General features: G+C 63.6%; 9 protein-coding genes. 5 read left to right on the top strand and 4 right to left on the bottom strand.

Annotated features, from left to right (window positions below; translation table 11 throughout):
* Positions 1 to 51 precede the first annotated feature (51 nt).
* The 5 genes from OVA07_RS18590 (at position 52) to OVA07_RS18570 (ending at position 7,107) form a co-directional block, all read left to right on the top strand.
* On the top strand, positions 52 to 1,362 hold the full coding sequence (locus OVA07_RS18590) for an MFS transporter (protein ID WP_268173180.1): 1,311 nt from the start codon (positions 52 to 54) through the stop codon (positions 1,360 to 1,362).
* Entirely contained in the window at positions 1,359 to 2,537 is a 1,179-nt protein-coding gene (locus tag OVA07_RS18585) for a Bcr/CflA family efflux MFS transporter (RefSeq protein ID WP_268173179.1), read from the top strand. Before OVA07_RS18590 ends, OVA07_RS18585 begins: the two co-directional genes overlap by 4 nt.
* Before the next feature lie 88 nt (positions 2,538 to 2,625).
* Positions 2,626 to 4,821, top strand: a complete 2,196-nt coding sequence (locus tag OVA07_RS18580; RefSeq protein ID WP_268173178.1) for a TonB-dependent receptor — start codon at positions 2,626 to 2,628, stop codon at positions 4,819 to 4,821.
* A 16-nt stretch (positions 4,822 to 4,837) separates the two neighbouring features.
* Positions 4,838 to 6,340: a hypothetical protein gene (locus tag OVA07_RS18575; RefSeq protein ID WP_268173177.1), complete on the top strand. Its 1,503-nt coding sequence runs from the start codon at positions 4,838 to 4,840 to the stop codon at positions 6,338 to 6,340.
* Positions 6,337 to 7,107, top strand: a complete 771-nt coding sequence (locus OVA07_RS18570) for a hypothetical protein (protein WP_268173176.1) — start codon at positions 6,337 to 6,339, stop codon at positions 7,105 to 7,107. The genes OVA07_RS18575 and OVA07_RS18570 overlap by 4 nt, the downstream gene beginning before the upstream one ends.
* A 63-nt stretch (positions 7,108 to 7,170) precedes the next feature.
* Here the strand turns inward: OVA07_RS18570 and OVA07_RS18565 are convergent, their stop codons facing one another.
* The 4 genes from OVA07_RS18565 to OVA07_RS18550 form a co-directional block, all read right to left on the bottom strand.
* The gene (locus tag OVA07_RS18565; protein WP_268173175.1) at positions 7,171 to 7,944 is read right to left on the bottom strand and encodes a glucose 1-dehydrogenase; all 774 of its coding nucleotides are present in this window, start codon (positions 7,942 to 7,944) and stop codon (positions 7,171 to 7,173) included.
* Positions 7,945 to 8,025: 81 nt separating this feature from the next.
* A complete protein-coding gene (locus OVA07_RS18560) occupies positions 8,026 to 9,423 on the bottom strand; it encodes an MmgE/PrpD family protein (protein ID WP_268173174.1) in 1,398 nt (465 codons plus the stop codon).
* Positions 9,396 to 10,955 carry a tannase/feruloyl esterase family alpha/beta hydrolase gene (locus OVA07_RS18555; protein ID WP_268173173.1) on the bottom strand — a complete coding sequence of 520 codons (1,560 nt, stop codon included), beginning with the start codon at positions 10,953 to 10,955 and terminating at the stop codon, positions 9,396 to 9,398. Before OVA07_RS18555 ends, OVA07_RS18560 begins: the two co-directional genes overlap by 28 nt.
* The gene (locus OVA07_RS18550) at positions 10,955 to 13,567 is read right to left on the bottom strand and encodes a TonB-dependent receptor (RefSeq protein ID WP_268173172.1); all 2,613 of its coding nucleotides are present in this window, start codon (positions 13,565 to 13,567) and stop codon (positions 10,955 to 10,957) included. Before OVA07_RS18550 ends, OVA07_RS18555 begins: the two co-directional genes overlap by 1 nt.
* Positions 13,568 to 13,597 lie beyond the last annotated feature (30 nt).

The following is a 13,597-nucleotide window of genomic DNA, read 5'->3' as shown; positions in this document are numbered from 1 at the left end:
TGCGCCATGCAAGCGCTATCATTACGATGTGAACCAAAGGGAGATTGCCGCGTGACGGCAAATGCCACGCAAAGCGCTGCGGACCGAATGCTGGAGACCAGCGTGGGGGCCAAAGTCATCCGCAGGCTGGTGATCCCGGCCGCGCTCTATATCCTGATCGGCGCGATTGACCGCACCAATGTCGGCTTTGCGGCGCTGGAAATGAACCGCGCGCTGGGGCTTTCGGGCACGCAATATGGCTTTGGCGCGGGCGTTCTGTTCGTCGGATACATGATCGCCAAATATCCCAGCGTGCTTTTGTATGAAGCGGTTGGCCTGCGCCGCTGGCTGGCCGCCATCACCGCCGCGTGGGGGCTGTGTTCATGCATGATGGCTTTCATCAGCAACGAATGGCAGCTTTATGGCCTGCGTGTGCTGATCGGCTTTTCCGAAGGCGGGCTGTCATCGGGCCTGATGCTCTACCTCAGCCTGTGGGCGCCCGAACGGTTCCGCGCGTCGATCCTGGCAATTCCGATCACCTCGATATCGGTCGCGCAGGTCATCGGCGCGCCGATTTCGGGCGTGTTGCTGGATCTGGATCAGCCACTGGGCATGGAAAGCTGGCGCTTCATGTTCCTGATCGAAGCCCTGCCCGCGCTGGCGTTGGCGGCGTTTGCGTGGGCCTATTTCCCTGATCGCCCTGCCGATGCCCGCTGGCTGACAGCAGATGAACGCGCGTGGATTGCGGCCAATGTCAAAGGCGCGGCCAAGCCTGCAGCCACCGACGACCCCGGCGAACGCTGGGCCGTGCTGCGCAGCCCCATCGGCTGGATGTGCGCCGCCATCTGGTTCTGCATCCTTGCTTCGAACTACGGCATCATGTTCTGGCTGCCGCAGGTGGTGAAATCGCTTTCAGGACTTAGCAGCACCGCCACCGGGCTGATCGTGGCGCTACCATGGGCGGCCAGCGGCATTGGCCTTATCCTCAACGCGCGCCATTCGGACCGCACGGGGGAGCGCTATCTCCACGTTGCCATTCCCGCACTGCTCGGCGGGATCGGCTTGCTGCTGGCCAATCTGTTTGGCGCAGGGTTGCCCGGGTTGATCGCGCTGGTCATTGGTGGGGCCTGCACCGGATGCACCGTGGCGGCATTCTGGGCCATCCCCACGCGCCTGCTTTCACCGGGCAGTCTGGCCATGGGCATCGTCGCCATCAACATGACCGGCAGCCTTGCCGGGGCCACGGTGCCGCCGCTGATGGGCCTGTTGAAGGAGGCCAGCGGATCGTTCCTGCCGCCCACGCTATTGCTGTTCGGCATTGCCGTGTTGTGCGCCGCGCTTACCCTTCTTGCCCGCCGTCTCGCGGCATCCAGCCCGGCATGACCGCTGCGGATACGCCACGGCGCGGCACGGTGCCCGCACTGGCCCTGATCGCGGCGATGGGATCGATGGCCATTCACATGCTGGTCCCTGCCCTGCCCCGCATCGCCGCCGAACTTGCCATTGGCGAAGCCCGGGCGCAGCAGGTGGTCAGCTTTTATCTGGCAGGGCTGGCGGGCGGCCAGCTTGTTGCCGGACCACTGATCGACCGGCTGGGCCGCCGCCCGGTGATGCTGGCGGGGCTGGCCCTGTATATCGCGGGCGCGGTGCTGGCAGCGCTTGCCCCCAACCCGGCGCAATTGCTGCTGGCCCGGTTGATTCAGGCCAGCGGCGGGGCCTGTGGTGTGGTCACCGCACGGGTCATGGTGGGCGATCTGTTCGGCCCGGCCAAGGCTGCGGGCGTGCAGGCCACGCTCATGGCCATCGTCCTGATATCGCCTGCTTTTGCCCCTGTCATCGGCGGCACTATGGCCGATCTTGCCGGATGGCGCGCGATCTTTGCCCTGCTTGCCTGTGCGGGACTGATCGGCATGGCAGCAGCCGTGCAGCGCCTGCCGGAAACGCGGAAGGCTGCTCCTGCCAGAGCTGCATCGGCCAGCCTTGCCGCGTCCTATCTCCGCCTTGTCCGCAACCGCCGCTTCACTTTGACGACCTGCGCTTTGGGCGCGGCCAGCAGCGGGCTTTACATGTTTCTGGGCGCGGCGCCGTTCCTGCTGACCCATCGCTTCGGTCTTGCTGCCAGTGAAGCGGGGCTTGCCTTGCTGACCGTCGCCGCGACCAGTATTCTGGGCACGCGACTGGTGGTTGTGGCGCAGCGGCATGGCGATGGGCTGGTCTATGGCACCATCAGCGCCGCAGTGGGTGCAGCCATCGCGCTGATCCTTGCACTGTCGGGCGTACAAAGCCTTGCGGCCTTCATCGCGCCGTTCCTGCTGCTGGGCCTTGGCGCGGGATTGGCGGGGCCGGTGGCGTTCAATGCCGTGGCCTTTGCCGAACCCGGCCTTGCCGCCACCGCCACCAGTCTGGCGGGCGCCATGCAGATGCTGGCCAGTGGCGCGGCCATGACGCTGCTGGGCCTGTTCGCCCCGGTCGATCCGCTGCGCCTGGCTGTAGCGCTATGTTTTTCGACCGCCACTGCCCTTTCATGTGCAGTGCTGGCGCGGCGCGTAAAGTTATAGCCGATTACAATTTTCTCTCTATGCAAGCCCTTGCACTGGAGGTATGGCGGGCACAACAACAAGCCATTCCCGTTCAGGAGGGGACATAATGATCGTCGCCGCATCGCGCAGGCCAGCCCTGCTTGCCGTTCTTCTTTGCACCACCGCCACGCCCGCTTTCGCACAGGTTGCGGAAGACACCGGCTCCACTGGCGGGCTGGAAGCCATCGTCGTCACGGCTGAACGCCGTGAACAAAGCCTGCAGGACATTCCGATTTCGGCCACCGTGCTGTCAGGCGAAGAATTGCAGCGCAAGGGCGTCAGCAATCTCAACGACATTCAGCAGGTTGCGCCCTCGGTTGCGATCAACACCTTCAACCGGTCGACCTTCATCAACATTCGCGGTGTCGGCATTGCCCAGTCCGCGCCCACATCGAACCCCGGCGTTGCTTATTACATCGACGGGCAGTTGATCCCGCACGAACAGTTCATCGGCCATTCGTTCTACGACATCGGCACCATCGAAGTGCTGCGCGGCCCGCAGGGCACGCTGACCGGGCAGAACTCCACCGGCGGCGCGATCTATGTCCGCACGCCCGAACCCGAATTTGACGCAAACTATGCCATCGGTGACGTGACTGTCGCCAATTACGACCGCTTCCGCGCGGTGGCCGCGCTGAACATCGGCGGCGAAGACGTGGCCCTGCGCATTGCAGGTGTGCATGAAGAGCGCGACAGCTTCACCCGCAACATCGCCGCCAATGCGCAAAGCCAGCCGGGCGATCTCAACATGGACGCCATCCGCGCCAATTTGCGCCTGCGCGGCATGGATGGCCGGTTGACCGTCAACGTGCGTGGCGAATACTTCGATGTGAAGTCGGACAACAACGCGGTGAAGCGTCGTGGCGACACCGTCAGCACCGATCCGTTCGAAATTCAGGAAGACGCCCGCTCGTTCCAGAATCAGGCCGGTTACCGCGTGTCTGCCGAAGCCCGCTATGACGTGGCCGACACCGTTCAGGCCCGCGCGCTGGTATCGTGGCAGGAGGGCTATACGCACGACCAGACCGACGGCGATCGCACCGCCACCGCCCTGCCCGTGCCCGCCAACCTTGCCGCCAGCAGCGCCAACACGCGCACCTATCCCGGCCGTGTCAGCAATGCCGACACGCGCTTCAAGACGCTGATCGCCGAAGCCAACCTGCTGTCCACCGGTTCCGGCCCGTTCCAGTGGGTGTTCGGCGGATTTGTGATGGATGAAAAGGTGCCCGTCACCCTGCTGCGCGACAACCGCAACACGGCGGATCTGGTGCAGTCCAACTCTTCGATCATCACCGAAGCGAAGAACACATCGCAGTCGCTGTTCGGCCAGATCAACTATTACGTCACCCCGTCCATCGAAGTGCTGGCCGGCGCGCGGTATAGCTGGGACAAGCAGGTCTATACCCGCTTTGCCGTTCCCGGCACCGGCTTCACCCTGCCCTTCACCAGCCAGGTGGCGACCAGCCAGCTTACCGGCAAGCTGGGTGTAAATTACCACTTCGGCACAAACAACATGCTCTATGTAACCGCATCGAAGGGGTACAAGGCCGGCGGCGTAAACCTGACGCCCAACACGCCCGACTTCATGCCCGAACGCAACTTCGTCTATGAAGCAGGCTTCAAGACCGAAATTCTGGACCGCCACCTGCGCATCAACGGTGACGTGTTCTATTCCGATTACAAGGACATCCAGCTTTCCAGCCTTGTCGGCGGCTTGCCCGTCACGCAGAACGCGCTGGCCGGGCGCTCTTATGGCGGCGAGCTGGAACTGACCGCACAGTTCGGTGGCTTTGCCGCCAATGCCGGCGTCGGCTACCTTGATGCCAAGTTCAACAATTCGGCCTGCATTTCCGATACCAACGCTGCCGGAACCGACGTGGGCTGCCCAACCAACCTGCGTCAGGTGCCCAAGGGCCGAGTCCTGCCATTCTCGCCCGAATGGACCGTGAACGCAGGGGTGCAATATACCCTCAGCCTTGGCAGTGTGGACGTGACCCCGCGCGTTCAGTGGTCCTACCTTGCCGAACAATACGCCACCCCGTTCCCCAGCGTGAACACGCTGGTTCCGGGCCGCAACCTGTTCGATGCGCGCATGACGTTTGATCTGGGCAAGGCCTACAAGCTGGAAGCCTTCGTCAACAACCTGACGAACAAGACCTATATCGCCACGCAGATCCAGAACAGCTCCAGCGCGGACGGCGGCATCATCTATGGTGCACCGCGCACATGGGGCGTGCGCCTGCGCGTCGAAATCGGCAACTGATCGGGAGGGACGGCCGATGCACATCCTCCCGCGAAAGCCGTTCCTCCTTTCCCTCGCCGCGCTTGCCGTTGCCATTTCGGTCGGCGCGCGCGGCGGGGAAACCCCTGATCGCTGGTGGGCGCCGGGCGAGGGACGCACTTTCCCCGCCACGCTCGATTATGAAAACGAAAACGGCACCCTGCGCACTTTGCTGGTCGGCGGGCCGCTGAACACCCAAGGCCATCCGTTCTTCACCCCACTTGGTCCCGATGGCCGCGCCTGCGTCACCTGCCACCAACCGGCGGACGCGATGAGCCTGTCTGCCGAAAGCGCCCGCCGCCAGTGGGACCGCACCGGCGGCAAAGACCCGCTGTTCGCCGCCTATGACGGGTCGAACTGTCCCACCCTGCCGCAAGACCAGCGCGCCAGCCATTCGCTGCTGCTCGATCGCGGGCTGATCCGCATCGAACGCCCGTGGCCCGCCAAGACATTCAACGGCAAAGCTATCACGCCCGATTTCACCATCGATGTCGTGCGCGATCCCAATGGCTGCAATTCCGGCCCGCTTTATGGCCCCGCCAATGGCAAGATTTCGGTCTATCGCCGCCCGCGCCCGGTGGCGAACATGAAGTATCTGCTGGCCGTCGGCTTCCCCTATGATCCCAAGCAGGGTTATGCGCTGCCGCTGGACCCCGACGATGGCAAGCCGCAATCGGGCAACCTGATGGCCGATAACCGCGCGGGCAGCCTGCGCATCCAGATGGAAGATGCCGCCGCCACGCACCTGCAAATGCTGAAGAAGCTCAGCCCTGCCCAGCGCCAGCAATTGCAGGACTTTGAACTGCGCATCTATACCGCCATGCAGATCAGCAAATCCGGCGGCGCGGTGGACACCACCGGGGCCAAGGCTGGCCCTGCCCGCCTGCGTGACAGCGAACCGGGCGCGCTGGGTTCCATTGGCGAGCCCGTCTGGTCCGAATTTTCCGGCTGGGAAAAGATCGCCCCTGCCGATGCGGCAAAGCTCAGCCCCCAGCAACTGGCCTTTCGCCAATCGGTGGCGCGCGGGGCCAAGGTGTTCCGCGACAAGACCTTCCTCATCACCGATACCGCGGGCATCAATTCGCGCATCGGCTTTGGCAACCCGGTCCGCAACTCCTGCGTTTTCTGCCATAATATGAGCCAGATGGGCAACGACGTGGCACCGGGACAGGTTGATCTTGGCACGACCACCCTGCCCTTTGCCGATCCGTGGGACGACCTGCCGCTGTTCCGCGTCACCTGCACCGGACGCCCGCATCCGCATTATGGCAAGATGATCTACACCTATGATCCGGGCTTCGCGCTGACATCGGGCAAATGCGCAGACGTGGGCAAGATCACCCTGCAATCCATGCGCGGCCTGTCCGCCCGCGCGCCCTATTTCTCCAACGGCCTTGCCAGGGATTTGCGCGGCGTGGTCGACTATTACGAGCGTCGCTACTCCATCGGCTATACCGAGCAGGAGAAGCAGGATCTCGTCAACCTGATGAGCGTGCTGTGAAAAAGCTGGCAGTCCTTGCGGCGCTGTGCGCCACCACCACCGCCCACGCCGCACAAACCGGCGATCTGGTCCGCTTCGTCACCTGCCCGGTTTATCGCGATACGGATTCCGGCAAGAAATCCGGCTGCTGGCTGGCTGATGACCGCGAAACCGGCCACCGCTGGGACGTCAGCCAAAGCCCGTACAAGCCGGACTGGAATTACGCCATGCTGGTCGAAGGCAAGGTATCGGCGGAAAGCGCCCAGCCCTGCGGCGCAGCCGTGCTCGATCCGGTCCGCACATCGCGGCTGGATACGCCGTGCACCCGCCATGTTATTCCGGCAGAAGGCTTTCCCGGCCGCAAGTTCACCCTGCCCCGCCGCAACATCGCACCATCATCCGTCGCGCGCCCGGTGCCGCCCGGCCCCTATGCCGCGCGAACCTTCCCGGTCTATTTCGAATTTGACCGCGATTTCCTTGTCTATCAATACGATGACTGGCTGATCGACAATGCCGTCACATGGATACGCGCCGCCAGGCCGAAAACGCTGGTGGTCACAGGCTTTGCCGCCACCACGCCCGAAACGGTCAGCGGCCAAACCTTTGCCGAACGCCCGGAAGTTGCCACCGAACGCGCCGAAGCCATAGCCGAAACCCTGCGCCGCCTGCTCCCCGGTCTGACAGTGGAAACCCGCGCCCAGACCGGTGCCCAACCCACCGACGACGCCGAAGCCGACGGTCTGCCATGGCAAAGCCAGCGAAGAGTGGAAATCCGGGCCGAGTTTTGAACGTCGCCCCGGATCAAGTCCGAGGCGACGTGCTTTCTCAAACTCAGGCTGCGGATCGCCCGATCAATACTTGTAGGACTGCCCGCCATCGATGGGGATGGTCGCGCCGTTGATGAAGGGCGCTTCGCCTGACAACAGGAACGCCACCAGCGCGGCCACTTCTTCCGGGCGGCCAAAGCGCTGCATCGGGTTTACCGAAACGAACTGGCGGCCCACTTCTTCCCAGTTGTCGCCGCCGATCTGGCGCAGCGATCCTTCAACCATCGCGGTCATGATCGCGCCTGGCGCAATGGCGTTGATCTGCACGCCGAAGATGCCGTATTCCACCGCGGAATTGCGCGTCAGGCCCACCACGCCATGCTTGGCCGCGGCATAGCCGCTCTGGTTGCCCACACCGCGAATGCCGCCAACCGATGCGGTGTTCACAATTGCGCCAAAGCCCTGTTCGCGCATGACTTTCAGCACTGATGCCATGCCAAAGAACACGCCATCAAGGTTTATCGAGATCACGCGCTGAAATTCTTCGCGCCCGAAATTCTCGGTCAGGTTCTGACGGCCTTCGATGCCGGCATTGTTGAAGAAGCCGTCAATCCGGCCATAGGCGGCCATGGCCTTGTCGACATAGGCTTGCACTTGCGCTTCATCGGCCACGTCGGCCTGAACCAGCGTCACATCGCTACCGGCGGGCAGGCTGTCGCGCGCGGCTTCCAGCCAGTCCTGCCGCAGGTCCACCAGCACCAGCTTGGCGCCTTCTTCTGCCAGCCGCTGCACCGTGGCCAGCCCCAACCCGGACCCCGCCCCGGTTACGATCACCACCTTGTCCGTAAAGCGCGCCATGACCTCTCCTATCGCATGGAATTATCGGCATCTTACGTGGCGCAGTAGCGGGCCTGCGTGAACCGTCCAAAGAGAGAGGTATCAGCCAAACAGCGCGCCGACATCCGCAGATTGATCCAGCGTCAGGATCGCCTGCGCCAGCACTTCGGCCTCGCGCTGCGCCACAGGACGCGCGGCGCGCGACAGGCAATCGATGAACTTTGCCCGTTGCGCAGCATCTGATAACGGCCGGGCCGGGCAGCCCAGCGCATTGTCCACTTGCGCACGCAAACTGCGGCCATCGGCAAGGTCGATGGCCATCGCCCCGCCCACCCCGCGTGCCCACGCGGGCGCAGCATCGGCCACGGGCGCAATCTTTGCCGCCAACGCCAGAATCTGCGTATCGCCAAGGCTTTGCGGGCCAAAGTCATCAAGCTTAACCCCGCCGCGCACCAGCGCCAGCGCGGTGGTGAACGGAATGGAAAACTTGGCATCAATGACCACAGCCGGAGCCTGTTTGCGCGCCAAAGGTTCCACCAGCATGGCCTGCACATCGTCAACATGCACCGCAATGCGCGCCACATCGGCGGCGGCAAACCCATGCGCCGCCTGCAAATCCAGCGCCATTTCGATGAACGGATGCGTGCCCCGGCAGCTTGGCCAGGGCTTGAACGTCAATTCAGCGCCCCAGTAATGCCTGCCCAGCCCGTCGGTCAGGTCGGCAGGGTCAAACTGCCCGCCTGCATAAAGCGCGAAGAACCCTGCCTTGCCTTCCAGCGGGGTTTCAAACCCGGCCACGCCATCGCGCGCCAGTAGGGCGGCGGTCAGCGCGGCCTGCGCCGGAAATGCTTCGCGCACGGCACGCAAGACGGTGCGCTGGCTATACTTGATCTCACCCGGCATGGTCACCTGACACAGCACCAGCGACAGCGCATCCTTCACCTGTTCAGGCGAAAGGCCCAGCAGGTTGGCGGCACCGGCCACCGCGCCAAATGCGGCGACAATCGGCGGCGGATACCACCCGCCCTGCTCCATCGGCTGGCGCAGCGACAGCGCGATGCGGCAGGCCAGATCACCCCCCACCGCCAGCGCAGTCAGGAAGCGCTGGCCATCCACCGGGCCTTGCGATTGGGCCAGCGCCAGCAGCACCGGCACCAGCGATGCGTTGGGGTGGGCAGGCGCAAGGTCGAACGCATCTTCATAATCCACGGCATGGGCCAGCGCGCCATTGGCCAGCGCCGCGCCCAGTGGCTGCACCCGCTGCGTGGTGCCCAGAATGGCGCAAGGGCCGGGACCGTTGGCGCGGGCAAGGGTGATGAACGGCGCCGCTTCAGGCGACAGGCCGCTGGCGGCGAAGATAACCCCGGTCGCGTCCAGCAGGACGCGGCGGGCGCCATCGCGCGCCGGTTCGGGCAGGCTGTCCCATGTGGCAGACGCGATGTGCGCGGCAAGGATATCGCTGACCGTTTCCATCATCGCGCGAACTTGGCTGCAGGCCATTGTAACAACGCGGGATCTTCCTCGCAGGTCCAGTCCGTCTCATCATAGGTGTCGTTCAGGTATGTTTCAGGACGCACCTGTTTTTTCAGCCGCGCAGCCTTGGGAAAGGCGCACAATGGTCTGGTAAAGCTGCCTTTTTCGGCCACCTTGCGGGCCACAATCCGCTCTGGCGCAATGCCGTGTTCCACCCAGCGGATCAGCGCCCACAGCATATCGGTACTGCCATCTTCAGACCCCGGCTGATGCCCCGAAGCGCCAAAACTGTCTGCGCCGGGGCCGCCCCGGCAGTGATACATTCCGGGCACCATGAACAGCCGAACGGCTTCGGAAAGCCTTGAAATCCCGCCATTATCCCGCGCCAGCGCGCCATAGTAGTCGAGCGTCGGCCCGGCATTGGTCGAAGGGTCTTGCCACCCCTGATAGATAATCGCCCGGTGGCCCGCCGCAATGAATGGAGAAATGCCTGTAGAATCAGCACGTAACTGCGGCATCACCCGATTCACGGCGGCAAGGTCGGCGGTGCGGCGGAACGTCAGCGCATCCCAATCGGAATCATCATGGACCGCATCGGCCCACATCGCGCGCAACAGGGGCGATGGCGGGCCGGGGCGAGTGCGGACGGCAGGGAACAGGCCGCGGTCCATCGCAACGCCCCGTTCATCACGCATGGGCGATATGACGGCGTTCAGCATTTGCAGCTTGGGCGCGGACAGGCAGCCTTGGCCTTGCCTCGGTTTGCATAGCAGCACGGCGGTTTTGAAATTACATTTCAAAGGGTTGGTGATGACACCATCGGTCACGCCATCCAGCCCATCACACGCGGCGGTGACGCGCTGTTCATAAAGCGACCAGTCGGCATCGTTCAGCGCGGCCCCGGCATTGCGCTGCGCTTCCAGCGCAAACCACATCATCCGCACCGATTGCAACGGCATGTTCGGCCCCGGCGCGCCCGCAATCACGCCATCGTAATCGCCGGGATAGACCTGCATTTCCTTCAAGGCCTGCCGCCCGCCACCCGAACAGCCGGTGAAGTAGCTGCGCGATACGGGGCGGGAATAGAACCTGGCGGTCAAGGACTTGGCCGCAACGGCAGTTAGGTGGACGGCGCGATGTTCGTAATCGGTGCGCGCTTTGGGCAGACGCATCCAGCGCGCATCTGTCGCCTTGTGCCCGCTGTCCGTGGTGACGGTGGCAAAGCCTTGCCCCACCCGCAGGCTCATATCCAGGTAATTGAAAATGCCCGCATCGCCGCCCACGCCCGCGCCCAGCAAACGCCCGTTCCACTGCATCGGCAACCACAGTTCAACGCCGATGGTCCCTTCGATCCGCCCTTCAACCCGGCAGAACGGCGCGGATACTGGCTGCGCCTTGTAGGGCGTGCGCGTATCATCGGGGCGAAAAGCGGACCCGGCGGGAATGGCGGTGGCACGGTCCACCACCACATCGCCCGCCGTGCCCAGAAGGGCGCTGCAATCGCCCGGCGATGCGGTGGAAACCGCCGCCGCCGCCAGCAGCGAAAGCAGCGCCGCCATCAGAACTTCACCCCAAGGTTCATCGCAAACATGCGCGGAATGGGGTTGGCCGACTGCGCATCGTAACCGCGCGTCGTATCAACAAACGGCGGATCTTCGTTCAGCAGGTTGCGCACGTCAAAGCCCAGCCGCAACCGTTCGTTCACTTCCACATTCAGACCCAGATCGAAGGTGTCGTAGTTGGCGACCTTCTGGAACGGGGTGACCGTGGTGTTGGTGTAACCCGCCAGATGGTTCCACGTCAGACGGCCCGAAAAGATACCGACTTTTGCACCAATGTCGGCCTGCGAACGGAACTTTTGCGGGAAGTTTATCAGGCCCACCACATCGGACGAAACCGCGCCGGGCACGGCCTGGAACAGATATTTGGTGTAGTAAGTGCCCTGCACGCCTGCATCGAACTTTACTGCGCCCATTTCCCAATTGGCATAGACGCCAAAGTCGATGCCGCGCACTTGCGACCGGCCAAGGTTCTGGCGGCGGCCATCGACGATGAACGAAACCGCATTGGCGTTGATGACATTGTTGATGGGCAGGCCCGACGCGATCAGCGCATTCACTTCGGCCTGCGTCGGGTTCAGCTTTACGAACGAGGCGTATAGCGGGTTGGTGAGGATGCCGGGCGTGCCGCGCAAGGCTTGAATCTGGTCCTTGTAATCAATGTCGAAGTAGGTGAGCGACACGCGCACACCCTGAAGCGGGCGCACTTCGGCGCCGACCGACCATGTGGTTGCGGTTTCGGGCTTCAGCCCCGGATTGCCGCCTGCAATGCCGATGCCCGTCTGGTTGCCCGAAGCACCGGGCAGCGTATCGTAATACAGCCCCGCCCCGCCTGCGATGGTCGACACTTCGGTAAAGGTGGGCGCGCGGAACGATGTGCCATAGCTGCCGCGCAGGGTAACCGCCTCAACCGGCTTCCACGTCAGGCCGATCTTGGGATTGGTGGTGCTGCCAAAATCGCTGTATTTCTCGTGACGACCCGCGATGGACAGCGAAAGCTGTTCGATGCCGGGCATGGCGTTACCGCTGCCGACGATGGGCACATAGAGTTCACCGAACACCGCCTTTACATTGCGGGTGCCCGCATCGTTCACGCTGCGCGCGGTGGCGGCCTGCCCGCTGAGCAGATCGGTATAAGTGTATTCTTCGCGGTATTCCCCGCCCAGCGCCACGCGCACCGCGCCGCCGGGCAGATCGAACAGCGATCCGTCCAGTTGCAAGTTGGCGACATCAAGCCGGGTGCGCCCGGTGATGACGAACAGATTGTCGCGGATCTTGGCGATGGTGGCGGGGTTGTTGGGGCCGCCGAACACGTTCAGCGCGGTGGCCGGATTGGTATCGGCAAGGGCAGCGTTGAGCGCGGCGGTGTTCACGCCGATGCGGCGGTCGGCCACGTCTTCGGATTCGCCGTGAGCGTAATAGGCGGTCGCCTTGAAATCGCCCACCAGTTTGGCCTCGATCCCGGCGGCGATGTTCCACGATTCCCCGCGATAGGGATTGTAATCCAGCCCGCCATTGGTGGGGACCAGCGACCATGTGACCGTCTGCGATGTGGCGCCGGCCATGGGCGAGACGAAGAACGGATTGGTGTTGCGCACAGTGGCGCTGATATTGGTCAGACCCGCGATGGTGCCGTTGCGATAGGAATAGAAGCCATCGGCAAACAGGCGCACATTATCGCCAATATCCTGCGACAGCGCGGCAGTGACGTTGTAGCGGCGCTGTTCGGGGATGACGGTGTCATAGGCGTTGTAGAAACACTTGTTGGCCGTGCCCGCCACCAGCGAGCCGACATTGGCCGCAGTGACGCCGCCGGTGGGAATGGCATAAGTCTTTCCGCCGACGGTGATGGTGCCCGGATCGCAATTTGTGACGCGCAAGTCGCGCCCGCCGCGTGCGCGGTTGTCATCCTGATAGAAATCAAGATCGGTGCCCATAAGCGCGCTGTTGTGGGTATATTCCGCCGCAATCATGGCGGAGCCGGTGTCCCATTTGCGCCCGAAAATGCCGGCGAGCTGCTTTTCGGTATAACCGCCTTCAGCCATGCCGGCACGGGCGCGCAATTCCACGCCATCGAAATTGCGCCGCAGGATGAAGTTCACGACGCCTGCAATGGCATCCGACCCATAGACCGCCGATGCGCCATCGGCCACGACCTCGACCCGTTCCAGCGCGATGGCGGGCAGCACGGACGGATCGGTATATTGCCCCTGCGTTCCCTGTGGCGGGAAGCGGCGGCCATCATAAAGCAGCAGCGTAGCATTGGTGGAAATACCGCGCAGGTTGATGCCAGCGCCGCGCGTGGCATTGGCCGCGCCGTTCTGCGCGCTGCCGCCATTGCGATTTGCCCCCAGCGAGACGACTTGCGGCACGCGGCGCAGCAGATCGTTGGTGGACGTGACCGGTTCGGCGGCAATGTCGTCTGCGCCAATGGCGATCACGTTGGACCCCACCGGTTCGATGCCGCGAATGCGGCTGCCGGTGACGATGATCGCCTGATCTTCGGCTGTGGTATCGGCCTGCGCGTCCTGCGCCTGAACCATGACCGGCGTGAAGGCGGCCAATGCGCCTCCGGCCAGCAGGGCAAGCCGCGTGCGATTGATGATCCCCATGTTTTCTCTCCCTCGTTATTACGAAAACCA

This window comes from Novosphingobium sp. SL115, assembly GCF_026672515.1.
Classification (GTDB): domain Bacteria; phylum Pseudomonadota; class Alphaproteobacteria; order Sphingomonadales; family Sphingomonadaceae; genus Novosphingobium.
Note: the sequence above shows the minus strand (reverse complement) of the source record. Positions and strands in the feature narration are given on the sequence as shown.